Consider the following 15,943-nt stretch of genomic DNA (forward strand, 5'->3'; position numbering starts at 1 on the left):
AGTCCGGACACCCCTCGCCTGCGGGGTCAGAGCGCGTCGTCTTTCGTTTCCACCAGGGCCTTCGTGCACAGCAGGCTCACCACACCGAGGACGGCGAGCAACACGCCGATCGCGGCACTGCCGTACGCGGACGCCAGGGGCGCGGCGATCAGCGGCGGCACCGCGCCGCCGAGCACGCCGGCGAGGTTGTAGCCGAGGCCCGCGCCGGTGTAGCGGTACCGCGTCTGGAACATTTCCGGAAGCAGGGCGCCGCAGGGACCGTAGGCGATCCCGAAGATGGCGAGCGTGACCATCACGCCGATCGTGAACGCGACGGGCGAACCGGTGTCCAGCAGCGGGAACAGCGCGAGCGCCCACACGACGGCCAGGCCGCAGGAGATCATGATGACCCGTCGACGTCCGATCCGGTCCGAGTACAGCGCCGAGACGACGATGGTGAATCCGAAGACCACCGCCGAGGCGATCCCGACCGTCAGCACGAACGGGCGGCTGAACCCGAGGGTCTTGGTGCCGTAGCTGGTGAGAAACGCCGTCCCCATGTAGAAGAACGCGAACAGGGTGGCCAGCGCGCCGGCCGAGAGGAGGATCTCCTTGGTCTGGAACCGCCAGGCGTCCATCAGCGGGAGGGTCCGCGGGGCCGCATCCGCACGGTCTGCCTGCTGAGCGGCGCGGAACACCGGCGTCTCCTCGATCGCCAGGCGCATGTAGAGACCGATGCCGACCAGGACGGCACTGAACAGGAACGGAATCCGCCACCCGTAGTCGAGGAAGACCTCGTTGGTGTCGCCCAGCAGGCTGCCGGTGACGAGGAACGTGGCGCTGGAGAGGATGAAGGCCACCGCGGGCCCGAGTTGCGGGAACATCGCGTAGAGGCCGCGTTTGCCCGGCGGTGCGTACTCCGCCGTCAGCAGCGTGGCGCCCGCCCACTCGCCGCCGACGGCGAATCCCTGCCCGAAACGCAGCAGCACCAACAGAATCGGGGCCGCGACGCCGATCGTCGCGGCGCCGGGCAGCAGGCCGATGAGGAAGGTCGAGACGCCCATCAGGATGAGCGTGGAGATCAGGGTCTTCTTCCGCCCGATCCGGTCACCGTAATGGCCGAACAGCATCGCACCCACCGGCCTGGCGACGAAGGCCACGGCGAAGGTCGCGAAGGAGGCGACGGTGCCTGCGGTGGAGCCGAGTGCGGGAAAGAACACCGTGGGGAACACCAGTGCTGCGGCGGTGCCGTAGATGAAGAAGTCGTAGAACTCGATGGTCGTGCCGATGCCACTGGCAATGGCCACCTTGCGGACGCTGGTACCGCCCTGTCGCACCGGCGTGGGGGCGTGGGGGGCGCCCGCACCCGAGTTGGAGACTGTGGTCACTCGATTCCTCCGTGGTCCGTGGGGAACACCCTGGTGGGCGTATCCCGGATGAGAGGAAAAGTAGTGATCCGGCTCACTGCGTCACCACCCCCGAATGGGGGGGTGGTGACGCGGCTCACGTCACTCGGTGGCGCCGGACGCGCCGATCAGCTCCCTGCGCAGCTCGGTCCACACGGTGGCGTAGGAGTCGATCACGGGCTCCGAGATCCACTTCGTCTCCCCCGCAGCAACTTTCGCGAGAGCATCGGCGAACAGGTCCTGGTAGCGGGACAACCGGGGCACGAACGCCGACAGGTCGTCGAACACGACCGACGCGCGACGGTCCAGGTCCGCCAGCTGATCGGCGTCGGCCGTGTCGATGAGTCCGACGAACTCCTCGTGGAACGGCACGAAGCTCTCGTACACCTCGGCGATGGAATCCTCGTCGATGGACACCCGCTCGGCGTCGAGCTGGTCCTCGAGCTCCGACAGCCCGGCGCCGGTGAGCGCGATCCGGCCGTCCGAGGCCTCCTGCGCCTTGCCCTGGGTCAGCAGCGCGTCGTACGCGGCCTGCGCGGACGCGGCGCTCACACCGAGATGTTCGGCGAGTACCGCCGCGCTGACCTGCTCTTTCAACCGGACCGCCTGCAGCAGGGCCAATTCGTCCACATTGCCAGCGAAGGCCATAGATCTCTCCTCGTCACACCCCGTCCAGGGCGGTTCTCCGCAGGCCCGGTCGGACCTGCCGCCCTTTAGATAACACGACTACAGTTCGAGGATCTCCGAGGGGGCTGCCAGCGCATCCGCGCGGGAAGTGTCCTTCAGCTCCACTCCGGACCGGCCCAGTTTCCGGGCGCCGGACACCAGGCCCGCCACGACGCGAGCGGCGAGTTCGTAGCCGAGCCCCTCGGGTGGGTGGATGTTGGACACGCAGTTCCGGTCGGCGTCGGTGCGTCCGGGGCGCGGGAGGTGCGTGAGGTAGACGCCGACGCTGTCGGCCACCGACAGTCCCGGCCGCTCGCCGATCAGCAGGACGAGCGTCTGCACACCCAGGGCCTGCGCGATGTGGTCGCCGAGCGCCACCCGGGCCTGGGTCGCGATCACCGGCGGCGCCAGCGAGTACGTGCCGCCGAACTCGTCGACCAGCGCGGACAGCAGGGACACCCCGTGATCGGTGAGCGCGCGGGGCGACAACCCGTCGGCGAGGACGAATCCCACCTCGGCCGTTCCCGCGGGGACACCGGACAGATCTGCCGGCGTGCGACCCAGGTCGGGCCGGCGCAGGTATTCGCTCCGGTCCGACGCTTTGCTCGTGACGATCACCGGTCTTCCCAGGCCCACGGCCTCGACCTGTTCGGCCAGTGCCTGCGCGTCGAGCGGCTGGTGGACGGCGTCGCGGGCCGCGGCGTGCGCCGACCGGAACTCGAGGACGCGCTGCGTCGGCAGCGCGTCTCCGGTGCGGCCGAGGCCGATACGCGCCTGCGTCGTGGCTCGCAGTTCCGCCCAGAAGTCTTGTGCGACAGGATCGGTCATCGTGCCCCCGTCAGCGCTCGAAGCGGCGACGCCGCGGCGTCGACCGGCAGCACACGACCGGCGTCGTCGACCATGCCGAGATGGCGCATCCAGTCCTCGAATTCCGGTGCGGGCCTGAGTCCGAGCACTTGGCGCGCGTACAGCGCGTCGTGGAACGACAGACTCTGATAGCCGAGCATGACGTCGTCCGCGCCCGGCACCGCGATGACGAAGGCCGCGCCCGCCACACCGAGCAGGGTGAGCAGCGTGTCCATGTCGTCCTGGTCGGCCTCGGCGTGGTTGGTGTAACAGACGTCGACACCCATCGGCAGGCCCAGTAGTTTCCCGCAGAAATGGTCCTCGAGTCCGGCCCTGATGATCTGCTTGCCGTCGTACAGGTACTCGGGTCCGATGAACCCGACCACCGTGTTGATCAGCAGCGGTTCGAGGTCGCGGGCCACCGCATACGCCCTGGTCTCCAGGGTCTGCTGGTCGACGGGCCTGCCACCCGTGCCGAGGTGCGCCCCGGCGCTCAGGGCCGACCCCTGCCCCGTTTCCAGATACATCACGTTGTCGCCGACGGTGCCGCGTTTCAGCGACCGGCCTGCCTCGTTCGCCTGCCGCAGCAGCGAGATGTCGACGCCGAAACTGGAATTGGCGCCCTGTGTTCCGGCGATCGACTGGAACACCAGGTCGACGGGTACGCCGTCCTCGATCAGGCCCATCGTGGTGGTCACATGCGACAGCACGCACGACTGCGCCGGAATGTCGAAGCGCTGACGGATGTCGTCGAGCAGGTGCAGCAGTTCCGCGGTGGCGTGCGGCGAATCGGTGGCCGGGTTGATGCCGATGACGGCGTCACCGCAGCCGAGCAGCAGCCCGTCGAGCGTGGCGGCCGCGATCCCGCGGGGGTCGTCGGTGGGATGGTTGGGCTGCAACCGGGTTCCCAGGTGCCCGGGTACGCCGAGCGTCGTGCGGAACCCCGCGGTGACGGTGACGGCCCGTGCGACCGCGATGAGGTCCTGGTTGCGCATGATCTTGCTGACTGCCGCGACCATCTCCGGTGTCAGCCCCGGGGCGACGCGGCGGAACGTCTCGGCCGCGCCGTCCCGCGCCGCGACGTCCAGCAACCAGTCGCGCAGGCCGCCGACGGTGAGGTGGGAGATCTCGCCGAACGCGACCCGGTCGTGCGAGTCGATGATGAGCCTCGTGACCTCGTCGTCCTCGTAAGGCACCACGAGTTCGTTCAGGAACGTGCCGAGCGGGACATCGGCCAGCGCCCACTGCGCGGCGGCGCGTTCGGCGTCGGACGACGCCGCGCACCCGGCGAGTTCGTCCCCGCTGCGCAGCGGTGTCGCCTTGGCCATGAGGTCGACGAGACCGTCGAACGTGTACCCGGTTCCTGCGACTCCGTGACTGTAGGTGGTCATTCGAGTTCTTCCTCCGCCTTTGCAAGAACAGCAAACTCCTCGTCGGGCGAATTGGCAACGAGGTGATGGCGGCTGTACAGGCCGAAGTACGCCATGAAGGCCGCGAACGCGATCAGCGTCCACAGTGCGGCGACCGGATCGACGAGGAACGTGGCGATCACCGCGGCGGCCGCGATGACCAGCGCGAACGATGTGGTGACGATGCCGCCGGGTGTGCGGTACGGCCGCTTCATCTCCGGCTCGCGCCTGCGGAGGACGATGTGGCTGACCATCATCAGCACGTAGCTGACGGCCGCGCCGAACACGGCCATGTTCAGCAGCATCGCGCCTTCACCGGTGAGCGAGAGTGCGAACCCGATGACACCCGGGACGATGAGTGCGAGCGTGGGCGCTTTCCGCGAGTTGGTGACCGACAGGTTCGTCGGCAGGTAACCGGCGCGGGACAGCGCGAACGTCTGCCGCGAGTAGGCGTACATGATCGAGAAGAAGCTGGCGACGAGGCCGGCCAGGCCGATGTAGTTGACGACCTTCGCCGCGGTTCCGTCACCGAGCGCCTCGACCAGCGGATTCCCGGACGTCGACAGGCTCTCGGCACCCAGTGCTCCCGTCGCGAGGAACAGGACCGTGGCCCCCGTGACGATGAGGATGAGCATGCTGATGATGATTCCGCGCGGTACGTTCTTCTCCGGCTCGCGTGCCTCTTCGGCGGCCAGCGGCACGCCTTCGACGGCGAGGAAGAACCAGATGGCGAACGGGACGGCCGCCCAGATGCCGAAAGCGCCGAACGGCAGGAAACTCGATGCCCCCGCTGCATCGGTCGGGGCGATGTCGGTGAGGTTGCCCGCGTCGAACAGCCCGATCGCGGAGACCGCGAAGATCACGAGCCCGACGAGTGCGATCGCCGTGATGACGAACATGGCTTTGAGCGCCTCGCCGGCGCCGGTCAGGTGGATTCCGATGAAGATCGCGTAGACCGCCAGGTACACCCACCACCCGTCGGTGATGCCGAACAGGTTCAGTGATTCGACGTAGCTGCCGATGAACGTCGCGATGGCGGCGGGCGCGATCGCGTATTCGATGAGAATGGCGGTGCCGGTGGCGAATCCGCCCCACGGTCCGAGCGCCCGGCGGGCGAACGTGTAACCGCCGCCCGCGGCGGGCAGGGCGGAGGACATCTCGGCCATCCCCAGCACCATGGCCAGGTACATGCCCGCGATGACGACGCCGGCGATCAGCAGTCCGCCGAATCCGCCCTCGGCCAGCCCGTTGTTCCATCCGGCGTAGTCGCCGGAGATCACGTAGCTGACGCCGAGGCCTGCGAGCAGCACCCAGCCCGCCGAACCCTTTCGGAGCGTGCGTTTTTCCAGATAGCTGTTGTCTTCGGAGTGGAAGTCGGCAGCATCGTGGTGTTTACCGGTTCCGGAATTCTTGGATGGTTCTACGAGTGACATTCCGTCCCCTACGTCGATCCGAATGTTGCCTCGCCGGCGCCGCGCGAGAGCGGTGCCGAACGGCCGAGGCCAATGGTGAATGAGCTGTGTACACGTCGTGTCAGCAAAACGTGACCACGACGTAAAAACCGCGGTCGCAGTGAACTTCGGGCGCTAGGGGCCCGGGCGGCGAGCGGGCACGGGACATGCGTCGACGGCTTCGGCGACCACTTGCGGTTCGGGTGAGGGTGCGGGTCTCCAGCCCTGCTCCCACCGCTCGCCCACGATGACGTCCTCCGCGGCGAGGCTGGTGTTCTCCTCCGGGGTGAAGGCACGCGCACGGCTGAGGAAGCGCATGCCTTCCGGGCTTTCGAGGCTGAAGCCCGAACCGCGACCGGGCACCACGTCGAGCACCAGCTGGGTGTGCTTCCACGCCTCGAACTGCGAACCGGAGATCCACACGGGCAGGGCATCGGCACCCTCGGGCCGGGTGGACGGGGTCTCCCCCACCCCGAGACGCAGGTCGAGGACACCGAGCAGCACGTCGCGGTCGCCGACGATGAATTCGCCGTCGGGGTAACACATCGGCGCGGACCCGTCGCAGCATCCGCCGGATTGATGCATCATCAGCGCCCCGTGGGTACCGCCGAGGCGGCGGAGAAGCTCCACCGCCCCGGCGGTTGCCTTCAGGCGCTGAGGCGCCCGGGCTGCGTCCATCAGAAGAAGCCCTGAGCCTTCTGGGCGTAGCTGACCAGCAGGTTCTTCGTCTGCTGGTAGTGCTCGAGCATCATCAGGTGGTTCTCGCGGCCGATGCCGGACTGCTTGTAGCCACCGAACGCGGCGTGCGCCGGGTACTGGTGGTACGTGTTGGTCCACACGCGGCCGGCCTGGATGTCGCGGCCCGCCCGGTAGGCGACGCCGCCGTCGCGGGACCACACGCCGGCGCCGAGGCCGTACAGCGTGTCGTTCGCGATCTCGATGGCCTGGTCGTAATCCTTGAATGACGTGACCGACACGACGGGACCGAAGATCTCCTCCTGGAAGATCCGCATCTTGTTCTGACCGGTGAAGATGGTCGGCTGCACATAGTAGCCGCCGGACAGGTCGCCGCCGAGTTCGGCGCGCTCACCACCGGTGATCACCTTCGCACCCTCGCCCTTGCCGATCTCGATGTACGACAGGATCTTCTCGAGCTGATCGTTGGAGGCCTGCGCGCCGATCATCGTGTCGGTGTCGAGCGGGTCGCCCTGGCGGACGGCCTTGGTGCGGATGGCCGCCATCGCGAGGAACTCGTCGAAGATGTCCTCCTGGATCAGCGACCGCGACGGGCAGGTGCACACCTCACCCTGGTTGAGGGCGAACATCGTGAAGCCCTCGAGCGCCTTGTCCTGGTAGTCGTCGTTGGACGACAGCACGTCGGAGAAGAAGATGTTGGGGCTCTTGCCGCCGAGTTCGAGGGTGACGGGGATCAGGTTCTGGGACGCGTACTGCATGATGAGCCGGCCGGTGGTGGTCTCACCGGTGAACGCGATCTTCCGGATCCGCGGGCTCGAGGCGAGCGGCTTGCCCGCCTCGACACCGAAGCCGTTGACGATGTTGATCACACCGGCGGGCAGCAGGTCGCCGATGACGGAGATCAGGTGCAGGATCGACGCCGGAGTCTGCTCGGCGGGCTTGAGGACGACCGCGTTTCCCGCGGCGAGTGCGGGAGCGAGCTTCCACACGGCCATGAGGATCGGGAAGTTCCACGGGATGATCTGGCCGACGACGCCGAGCGGCTCGTGGAAGTGGTAGGCGACGGTGTCGGAGTCGATCTCCGACAAGGCGCCTTCCTGCGCGCGGATCGCACCGGCGAAGTAACGGAAGTGGTCGATGGCCAACGGAATGTCGGCGTTCAGGGTCTCACGGATCGGCTTGCCGTTGTCCCAGGACTCGGCGAGCGCGATGGACTCGAGATTCTCCTCGATGCGCTCCGCGATCTTGTTCAGGATGATGGCGCGCTCGGCCACCGACGTCTTGCCCCAGGCCGGAGCCGCGGCGTGTGCGGCGTCGAGGGCGAGTTCGATGTCCTCGGACGTCGACCGCGCGACCTCACAGAACGGCTGCCCGGTGACGGGGGTCGGATTCTCGAAGTACTGGCCCTTGACGGGCGCAACCCACTGGCCGCCGATCCAGTTGTCGTAACGCGATTGGAAGGACATGACGGCGTCGGGCGAACCCGGGCGGGCATACACGGTCATCGATAACTCCCTGGTGTCGTGAAACTCGGTGGAACTTTCTCGGTGTGACTCACAACACTAGGGACCGTACCGTTGCAACTACGTTGCGTACTGCTGATCGAACAGATCGATCCTCGACTTGACCTGGGAATACAACGGGGAACGCGGATCGAGGCCCGCGAGGTACGCCTCCCACGCGGCGACGTCCTCACGGCCGTGGACGGACGTGGTCCACTTGGCGAGCAACCGCTGATCGCCCTCCCGCAGCAATGCCGCCTGGACGCGGGCACGCAGTTCGCCGCGCAGGTCCTCGACGCCGGGCGCCTCCGACCCGGGTAGCACCGGACCCGAGTAGACGTCGAGGGCGGCGGCCAGCTCTCCGCGGTCCAGGGCCCCACGCACCTGCCGGACGTCCGACGTCAATTCGGTGAGCAGCCGGTACGGCCGCGAACCGAGGTTCGCGGGACCGAAAACCTTGCGCAGGCGCGACATCTCGGCACGAATGGTGACGGCGTCGAGTTCGTTCTCGTCGAGTAGCACCGCGAGCCGGTCGGAGCTCAGGCCCTCCGGATGCTCCGCCAGGAGCAGCAGGATTTCCGCGTGTCGCTGCGAGAGCGGGATGCGTTCGGCCCCGCGCACCAGAGTCGGTCGTCCCGACCCCAGCACCTCCAACCGCAGCACCGTCTCGACCAGCGGCTGCGGCGAGCGCAGCAGGTGCAGGCGCAGTTCCGCCTCGGCGGCCGCGACGGTGGCCCGGATCAGCGACAGCACCTCGGGTACCGCGACCCGTGGGCCACCGGTGATGTCGATGGCGCCGACGATCAGCCCCGTCGCCGGGTCGTGGACGGGCGCCGCCGAACAACTCCAGTCGTGCACCGACCTGCTGAAGTGCTCCGCTCCGAAGATCTGCACGCAGTGGTCGAGCGCCAGCGCGGTGCCCGGGGCGTTGGTGCCGACGGTGTCCTCGCTCCAGTCGGCGCCCTCGACGAAGTTCATCTCCAGTGCGCGGTCCTTGGCGGACGAATCGCCCTCGACCCACAGCAACTGGCCCTTCTCGTCCGTGATGGCCACGAGCAGTCCGGTGTCGGCGGCATCCTCGACGAGGAGTTTGCGGACCACGGGCCGGATGATCGACATCGGGTGCGACGCCCGGTACGCGGCGAGATCCGCGGCCGCCAGATCGACCGCGCGGGCGGACCCGTCCGGGCTCACGCCCTTGCTCGTGCTGCGCATCCACGAATCGAGGATGACGGACCGCACCGAATTTCCGTCGCCTGCCTGGTCTCGGCCTGCGGGGGCGTGACGCTCGACGAACAACTGATGCGCCGACGACACCCTGCGCGCCAGCATCGCGACGTCGTCTCCCGGGCGCACGGCGACCCACGGATTGCCCCCTGTGGGCGGTTGACTTTGCATCGAACTCCTCCACGGCGTCTCTGCCTACTGTAACCCGGGTCACACGGGGCCGGGTTCCGCCCTCCGTCACTCCCTCAGGAAGGTACTGACCCGCTCGGCGACCATGACCGCGGTGGCGTGCGGCCCACGGCTCGGGACCACCGGGAACACCGAGGTGTCCGCTATGGTCAGACCCTGTATTCCGCGGACGTTGCACCGCTCGTCCACCACCGCACCCACGTCTGTGTGTCCGCCCATCCGGCAACTGCCGCACAGGTGCAGAGACGTCCCCAGGTGCGCGAGCACCGAGCGGTCGGACACCTCCTCGGACAGCGGCCGGACCAATGGGCCGAGCTCCGGCGAGCGCAGCAGGTCCAGCGCGATGGCCTGTCCCTCGCGCAGCGCCCGGCGGTCGGCGGCCGATTGCGCGTACCGGTACTCGATCCGGGGACGGTCCCTGCGGTGTCCCGACGTGAGCCGGATGTCGCCCCGGCTCTCCGCCACCATGAGCCCGATTCCGAGGACCGGGTCGGGTTGCCCGGATCCGGGGACGAGCACGTCGAACGGCGCCGTGTACGGACGGATCTCGAGGTCGTCGACGTTCAGTACCGTTTCGACGACCGGACTCGTGTCACTGCGGCGGAGTGTGTCCCGGACACGGTACGGCAGAGCCACTTCGGGGTGATCACTGAAATCGGTGCCGACACCGGGCACGTCGAGGACGACGTCGATGTCGTTGCCCCTCAGATGTTCTGCCGGTCCGATTCCCGAAAGCATCAGCAGCACCGGGGTTTCGACGGGTCCCGCCGCCAGTACGACCCGGCCGGTGCGGACCCTGCGGCGGGTGCCGCCCGACTCGACCTCGACCCCCACCGTCTCGTTACCGGAGAACAGAATTCGCACGACGTCGGAGTTCGCCTCGACCGTCAGGTTGGGCCGCTCCGACGCCGGCAGCAGATACGCGACGGCGGTGCTGACCCGGCGGCCACCGTCGACGTTGAGCGGCACCGGGCCGATCCCGCCGCCGCCTGCTCCGTTCTTGTCGGGTTCCTCGGAATGTCCCGCGCCGAGGGCCGCGGCGCGGAACGCCGCGCTGATCTCGCTCAGCTGTTCCGCGGGCTGCCTGCGCACGGGCATCGGGCCGGCGGTGCCGTGCCGGGAGTCGTCGAAGTCGGCGTCACGCTCGAGTGCCCGGAAGGCGGGCAGCACGTTCTCGTACGACCACGACGCGGGCCAGTGCCGAAAGTCCGCTTCCGTCCCGCGGACGAAGTAGGCGCCGTTGACGGCGCCCGACCCGCCGAGAACGCGGCCGCGCACCATGGCCGAGGGCACGCTCGGCGCCAACTCCACGCCGTACGTCTGCGCGTATGCGCTGCCCGGGCCGACCGGCAGCGTCCGGTAATCGAGGACGGGACAGTCGAGGGCCGACCGGTAACCGGGTCCGGACTCGAGGAGGAGGACCGATCGTCCCGGATCCTCGCTGAGCCGCGTGGCCACCACGCATCCACTCGAACCGCCGCCGACGACCACGACGTCGGCGGCGCGAATCGGATCGGTCACTACGACTTCAACCGGGGCTTCAATGCGTCGAAGTCGCGGGCGGCGACGGCGCCCTTCCAGAGCCCGGCACCGTACGCGATGTCGTCGAGCCGCTTGAACACCGTGTGCCGCACCGGTCCCAGCCCTCCGGGCTCCCGGTGGGTGACCCAGTCGGCGACCCCCTCGGCGACGGCGATCGCGAGCGCGATCCGGCGAATCCGTTTCGAGAGCACTACCGCCAGCAGCGTGACGGGCCAATAGTGGCGGCACATCGCGGACGCCAGCTGCCAGGCGCCACCGGCGAAGCCCTGGGCGGCGAGGATGGCGGCGATGCGGGTCGGCTGATCGAGTCCCGTGAACATGCGGCGCAGGCGCACCAGCATCATCGCGAGCGTGGCGACGGCGCCGAGCAGACCCAGCCGGGTGCAGGTGGCCGCGGCGATGCACGCGAAGAACGTCCACGGCGACATCGACAGCGGTGGGACCATGCCCGAATGCCTCGCCGCCAGGGGCGCCGCACCGGTGCCGTAGAACAGCTTGCGGTCGAACCACTTTCCGAACGTCACGCGATGGTCGTGCGCGACGTGGGCCACGGGCTCGTACCGCAGTCGCCAGCCGGACTCCTGGAGTCGCCAGCACAGGTCGACGTCCTCCGCCACGTGCATGGACTCGTCGAAGCCGCCGAACTCGTCGAGCACCTCACGCCGGGCGATCATCGCGGCGCTCGGGACGTACGACACCGGGCCGCCGGACTGGACCGCGGATTCCTTCCGTCCGAGGTCGAGGGAGGATCGGGCGTGCTCGTACCGCGCGAGCGTGCTCGCCTCGGGTTCGAGCGCGACGATCCTCGGGGCGACCAGCGCGACCGCGGGGTCGCTGAAGTGGCCGAGCATGACCTCGATCCACCCGGTGCGCGGCAGGACGTCGGAGTCGAGGAACGCCACGAACGGAGTTGCGGCGTAACGCAGACCGGTGTTGCGGGCCGCGGCGGGCCCCTTTGCCGTCTCGTGGCGCAGCACGGTGACGCGGCCGCCGCACCCGTTCTGCAGCGCGGGGGCGACGATCGGGACGTCGGAGCCGTCGTCGACGACGACCACCTCGAGTCCGCGGAGCGCGGCCAGCACGCGGTGCAGCCCGGGCGCGTTGTTCTTCACCGGAATGACGACGGTGACGTCCTGCGGGGACGGTGTGCTCATGGGGCGCGGGTTGGCGACCCCCGAGTCGAGGAGGCGGCGTGCGACGACGGCGGACTGCGGATCGACGACCTCGAGGTAGCCGTCTCCGATCATGGCCGCCGCGGTGGGCGCCAGCTTCAGCATCCGGGTCGGCGAACCGCCGATGAGCACTCGGCCTCCGGAATATGCGCGAACCTTGGGGTCGATTCGGATCCCGAATCCATCGGGAAGTCGAGCTTGGCGCATCAGTCGATCGTATGCGGATCGGACAGCGCCGGCAGGGCATGCCGGAAATCAGCCGCAAGGATGTGCCGAAAATCCGCCCTCGGCAACTCGAGGGCGCCCGTGCGGGTCATTGGAGCCTCCCATCGGCGCCCGGTTCGCACCGGAGCCGTCCATCGGGGCCCGGTTCCCACCGGGCCAGTGCCTTGGTGACTGTGTGGACGAGCACGCCGAAGATCTGCGCCCCCTCCGCGGCCGTTGCGCCCGTCGGGTCACCGAGCACCCCATTGGCCGACACGGCGACCATACCGCCTTCTCGCAGTCTTGGCATCAACCTCGCGATAGGTTCCGTATTACCGGGCTCGGCCCTGGACAACCTCACTCGACCAGGTGAAAGGTGTAGCAACAAGGACGTTTCCGTACGTCCGGCATGGGCGTCGGCGCCGGGGACCGCGCACGGCACCCAGGCCACGTCACGGGCCTCGTATCGAAGCAAGGCGACAGCCTTGACCAATGCGGGTCCGTTTCCTCCGTGCCCGTTGACGAACAGCACGCGGTCCGCCCACCGGCACGCGGACCTGCCGTATTCGACCAGCACGGTCTCGAGGGCCTCCGCCCCCAGCGAGACGGTCCCGGGAAACCCCTCGTGCTCACCGCTCGCGCCGTACGCGATCGGGGGTGCGACGAGCACGTGCGGCAGCGCGCGGGACACGGCGTCGGCGATGGTGGTGTCGGTGTCGAGCGGCAGATGCGGTCCGTGCTGCTCGAGGGAGCCGACCGGGACCACGACCGTCGAGACGTGGGACACGAGGTCGGGCCACACCGCGTCGTCGAGGTGTCCGGAATGGGGCATCCTCCGATGCTAGGCGACCGCGGATTCGACCCGGGCCGTGACTGCCTGCGTCAGAGCGCGAGCGCGATCCGCTCCCCCTCGATGACGGCGGAATGCGCGCGGCGCGGAGCCAGGGCGTCGCCGATGCGATGGACCTCGATGCCGCTGTCGGCCAGTAGTTTCCAGAGCTCGTCCTCCGGTTGCTGGTGCGCGGACGACACCACCCAGTCGACGGTGAGCCGGCGGGACGCGCCGGTCGGGTGGTGCAGGAGCGTGACCGCGATCCGGCCCCCGCCGGCGTCGTCGCACCCGGTCGGCACCACGTCCGTCACCTGGGTGATGCCCTTGCCGTGCGCCCGCCGATTCCATCCCTCGAGGTCCAGTGTGATCCCGAGATCCTGGCCGACGATCATCCCCGGCGTGCAGATCGTGACGGCACACCCGGCGTCGGCGACGAATTCGGCGACGGACGTGCCCTGATGGAATCCCAGTTCGTCGACCACCAGCACCGTCCCGGACGGATCCGCGCGGCCCTCCAGCACGTCCCGCACATCCACCACCCGATCCGACGCACCCGCCCAGCGCGGACGGCTCGGACGCGCTCCGGTGGCGAGCACGACCACGTCGGGACGTCCCTGCGCGAGCGCCTCGGCGGTCGCCTCGGTGCCGGTCCGCACGTCCACGCCGCGCCGAACGCATTCCGCTTCCAGGTCGACGACGAGGCCGAGGACCTCGCGGCGCCCAGGGACGACGGCGGCCGTCCGGAGCTGACCACCGAGGACGGTGTTGCGTTCGAACAGCGTCACGTGGTGCCCCCGCTGCGCGACGGTGGCGGCGGCCTTCAGCCCGGCAGGTCCGCCGCCGACCACCACGACCCGCCTGCCGCGGACGGTGGGTTCGGGCAGCAGAATCGATTCCCTGCCCGCGCGCGGGTTCACGACGCAGCCGAGCCACCGGCCCAGCCCCATGCGTCCGATGCATTCCTGATTGCACGCCAGGCACGATCGGATGGCGTCCTCTTCACCGGCGAGTGCCTTGGCCGCGAAGTCCGGGTCCGCGATCTGGCCGCGCACCACCCCGATCAGGTCGCAGTGCCCCTCGTCGAGAGCCCGGTCGGCCTGATGCGGATCCGAGAACCGGCCGACACCGACCACCGGAAGTCCGACCCGCCGCCGGATCGCATTGGGGACGAACAGCGCATACCCGCGGGGGACGGCCATGGACGCCTCGATCATGTGCAGCGTCTCGGTGGCCATCCCGATGGACGTGTTGAGGTAGTCGACCCGCCCGTCCGCCTCCAGCAGGGCGGCCACCTCCACCGCCTCGTCGAGGTGTACGCCACCGTCGAACAGGTCCTCCCCCGCGAGCCTCACCCCGAGTGCGCGGTCCGGGCCGATCGCCGTTCGCACGGCTTCGACGACCTCGAGGAGGAACCGGGCACGGTTCTCCAACGACCCTCCGTACCGGTCCGTGCGCTGGTTCGTGGCGGGGGCGAGGAAACTGCGCACCAGCGACGAGTGCGAGCACTGCAGTTCGATGCCGTCGAATCCGCCTCGGACACAGTGCTCGGCGACGCGCGCGTAACCGTCGACGAGGGCCCGGATCTCGCGCTGATCGACCGCCTTGGGAACTTCGCGGAACAGTGGGTCGGGGACGGCGCTCGGCGCCCACAGTGGCCGCCGCGAATACATGCTCGATCCCTGGCCGCCGTTGTGGTTGACCTGAGCGAGGATCGGAACTCCGTGTGCGTGGACCGCGTCGGTGATCCGCCGGTATCCCGGGACGACCTCCGGCCGGTAGCCGGCGATCACCTTCTCGTACGGCCAGTCACCCGGATGGGTGGCGTGCTCTTCGGAGATGATCAGGCCCGCACCGCCCTTCGCGCGCGCCGCATAGTAGGCGGCGTGCTGGGCGGTGGGGAGACCGTCGACGGCGTACCCCGTGAGGTGCGCCGAGAAGACCACCCGATTGCGCAGCGTCAGCGGTCCCAGGCGCAACGGGGTGAACAGGTGGCGGTACGCGGAGGTGCTCACACCTTGGTGTTGCCCATGTCGACGGCGACCTGACTGCCCGTGACCCGCCGCGAACCGTCACCGGCCAGCCACAGCACGGCGTCGGTGATGTCGTCGGTGTCGGCCAGCGGGTGTTCGGTGAGGATGGTGCCGAAGCTCGACAGGTAGTGCGGGTGCTTCTCGAGAATCACGAGGCTGCCCGGGTCGGTGCCCATCGGGGTCTTCACTCCGTAGGGGTGGATCGAATTGACCCGGATGTCGTACTCGCCCAGTTCCTTGGCCGCGGTCTGGGTGAGTCCCACGAGCCCGAACTTGGAGGCGGCGTAATTGGCCTGCCCCGGGAGCGGCTTGATCCCGGCGACGGAGCTGATCACGATGATCGATCCCCCGCGGCCACCCTCGATCAGTGCCGGGACCGCAGCCTTCAGCGTCTTCCAGGCGCCGGTGAGATTGACGTCGATCAGAGTCTCCCACTGCTCGTCGGGCATCTCCCAGAAGCGGTTCCAGTTGCAGATCCCGGCGTTCGCGATCACGATGTCGAGACGGCCGAACTGTTCGACTCCCCGGTCCACGACAGCCTTCAGTTGCGCGCTGTCCCGCACGTCCGCCTGTTCGGCGAGGATCTTGCCGCCCTCGGATTCCACGAGCCGCACCGTCTCGGCGAGGTCGTCCGCCGTCGCCGGTTCGTAGCTGTTGTACTCCGACACCGGCCCGCAGATGTCGACGGCGATGATCGCCGCACCTTCGCGCGCCAACCGCACCGCATGCGTTCGCCCCTGCCCACGGGCAGCCCCGGTGATGAACGCGACCTTGTCGTCGAACTGTCCCATG

General features: G+C 68.8%; 13 protein-coding genes. All 13 read right to left on the minus strand.

What is annotated here, in order from left to right:
• Positions 1 to 26 precede the first annotated feature (26 nt).
• The 13 genes from CJ179_RS06685 to CJ179_RS06745 all read right to left on the minus strand — a co-directional run bounded on the left by CJ179_RS06685 (position 27) and on the right by CJ179_RS06745 (position 15,942).
• Positions 27 to 1,367 (minus strand): MFS transporter, encoded by a 1,341-nt coding sequence (locus CJ179_RS06685; protein ID WP_373560125.1) that lies wholly within the window; start codon positions 1,365 to 1,367, stop codon positions 27 to 29.
• A gap of 120 nt (positions 1,368 to 1,487) precedes the next feature.
• The gene (locus CJ179_RS06690) at positions 1,488 to 2,033 is read right to left on the minus strand and encodes a hypothetical protein (protein ID WP_072945617.1); all 546 of its coding nucleotides are present in this window, start codon (positions 2,031 to 2,033) and stop codon (positions 1,488 to 1,490) included.
• Between the two features lie 78 nt (positions 2,034 to 2,111).
• Complete coding sequence (gene eutC, locus CJ179_RS06695; protein WP_095860948.1) at positions 2,112 to 2,879, minus strand: ethanolamine ammonia-lyase subunit EutC; 768 nt, start codon at positions 2,877 to 2,879, stop codon at positions 2,112 to 2,114.
• Positions 2,876 to 4,288 (minus strand): ethanolamine ammonia-lyase subunit EutB, encoded by a 1,413-nt coding sequence (locus CJ179_RS06700; RefSeq protein WP_095860949.1) that lies wholly within the window; start codon positions 4,286 to 4,288, stop codon positions 2,876 to 2,878. The genes eutC and CJ179_RS06700 overlap by 4 nt, the downstream gene beginning before the upstream one ends.
• Positions 4,285 to 5,739 carry an ethanolamine permease gene (gene eat, locus CJ179_RS06705; RefSeq protein ID WP_072945610.1) on the minus strand — a complete coding sequence of 485 codons (1,455 nt, stop codon included), beginning with the start codon at positions 5,737 to 5,739 and terminating at the stop codon, positions 4,285 to 4,287. Before eat ends, CJ179_RS06700 begins: the two co-directional genes overlap by 4 nt.
• A gap of 153 nt (positions 5,740 to 5,892) precedes the next feature.
• Positions 5,893 to 6,435 carry a DUF779 domain-containing protein gene (locus CJ179_RS06710; RefSeq protein ID WP_072945608.1) on the minus strand — a complete coding sequence of 181 codons (543 nt, stop codon included), beginning with the start codon at positions 6,433 to 6,435 and terminating at the stop codon, positions 5,893 to 5,895.
• The gene (adh, locus tag CJ179_RS06715) at positions 6,435 to 7,958 is read right to left on the minus strand and encodes an aldehyde dehydrogenase (RefSeq protein ID WP_095860950.1); all 1,524 of its coding nucleotides are present in this window, start codon (positions 7,956 to 7,958) and stop codon (positions 6,435 to 6,437) included. The genes CJ179_RS06710 and adh overlap by 1 nt, the downstream gene beginning before the upstream one ends.
• Positions 7,959 to 8,036: 78 nt before the next feature.
• Positions 8,037 to 9,353, minus strand: coding sequence for a helix-turn-helix domain-containing protein (locus CJ179_RS06720; RefSeq protein WP_072945604.1), 1,317 nt, complete (start codon positions 9,351 to 9,353; stop codon positions 8,037 to 8,039).
• A 66-nt stretch (positions 9,354 to 9,419) separates the two neighbouring features.
• The gene (gene mftG, locus CJ179_RS06725) at positions 9,420 to 10,892 is read right to left on the minus strand and encodes a mycofactocin system GMC family oxidoreductase MftG (RefSeq protein WP_095860951.1); all 1,473 of its coding nucleotides are present in this window, start codon (positions 10,890 to 10,892) and stop codon (positions 9,420 to 9,422) included.
• On the minus strand, positions 10,892 to 12,292 hold the full coding sequence (mftF, locus tag CJ179_RS06730) for a mycofactocin biosynthesis glycosyltransferase MftF (RefSeq protein WP_072945600.1): 1,401 nt from the start codon (positions 12,290 to 12,292) through the stop codon (positions 10,892 to 10,894). The genes mftG and mftF overlap by 1 nt, the downstream gene beginning before the upstream one ends.
• 106 nt (positions 12,293 to 12,398) lie before the next feature.
• Positions 12,399 to 13,121: a mycofactocin biosynthesis peptidyl-dipeptidase MftE gene (gene mftE / locus CJ179_RS06735; protein WP_095860952.1), complete on the minus strand. Its 723-nt coding sequence runs from the start codon at positions 13,119 to 13,121 to the stop codon at positions 12,399 to 12,401.
• Between the two features lie 50 nt (positions 13,122 to 13,171).
• Complete coding sequence (locus CJ179_RS06740) at positions 13,172 to 15,133, minus strand: mycofactocin system FadH/OYE family oxidoreductase 2 (protein WP_095860953.1); 1,962 nt, start codon at positions 15,131 to 15,133, stop codon at positions 13,172 to 13,174.
• Positions 15,130 to 15,942 carry a mycofactocin-coupled SDR family oxidoreductase gene (locus CJ179_RS06745; protein WP_095860954.1) on the minus strand — a complete coding sequence of 271 codons (813 nt, stop codon included), beginning with the start codon at positions 15,940 to 15,942 and terminating at the stop codon, positions 15,130 to 15,132. Before CJ179_RS06745 ends, CJ179_RS06740 begins: the two co-directional genes overlap by 4 nt.
• Between the last annotated feature and the right edge of the window lies 1 nt (position 15,943).

This window comes from Rhodococcus sp. ACS1 (genome assembly GCF_002300155.1).
Lineage (GTDB): Bacteria > Actinomycetota > Actinomycetes > Mycobacteriales > Mycobacteriaceae > Rhodococcus_F > Rhodococcus_F koreensis.

Excerpts from the sequence above, each read along its gene's own strand:
- eutC (WP_095860948.1), bottom strand. The coding sequence starts at position 2,879 with ATGACCGATCCTGTCGCACAAGACTTCTGGGCGGAACTGCGAGCCACG.
- CJ179_RS06700 (WP_095860949.1), bottom strand. The coding sequence starts at position 4,288 with ATGACCACCTACAGTCACGGAGTCGCAGGAACCGGGTACACGTTCGAC.
- mftF (WP_072945600.1), bottom strand. The coding sequence starts at position 12,292 with ATGCGCCAAGCTCGACTTCCCGATGGATTCGGGATCCGAATCGACCCC.
- mftE (WP_095860952.1), bottom strand. The coding sequence starts at position 13,121 with ATGCCCCATTCCGGACACCTCGACGACGCGGTGTGGCCCGACCTCGTG.
- CJ179_RS06710 (WP_072945608.1), bottom strand. The coding sequence starts at position 6,435 with ATGGACGCAGCCCGGGCGCCTCAGCGCCTGAAGGCAACCGCCGGGGCG.
- eat (WP_072945610.1), bottom strand. The coding sequence starts at position 5,739 with ATGTCACTCGTAGAACCATCCAAGAATTCCGGAACCGGTAAACACCAC.
- CJ179_RS06745 (WP_095860954.1), bottom strand. The coding sequence starts at position 15,942 with ATGGGACAGTTCGACGACAAGGTCGCGTTCATCACCGGGGCTGCCCGT.
- CJ179_RS06720 (WP_072945604.1), bottom strand. The coding sequence starts at position 9,353 with ATGCAAAGTCAACCGCCCACAGGGGGCAATCCGTGGGTCGCCGTGCGC.
- adh (WP_095860950.1), bottom strand. The coding sequence starts at position 7,958 with ATGACCGTGTATGCCCGCCCGGGTTCGCCCGACGCCGTCATGTCCTTC.
- CJ179_RS06690 (WP_072945617.1), bottom strand. The coding sequence starts at position 2,033 with ATGGCCTTCGCTGGCAATGTGGACGAATTGGCCCTGCTGCAGGCGGTC.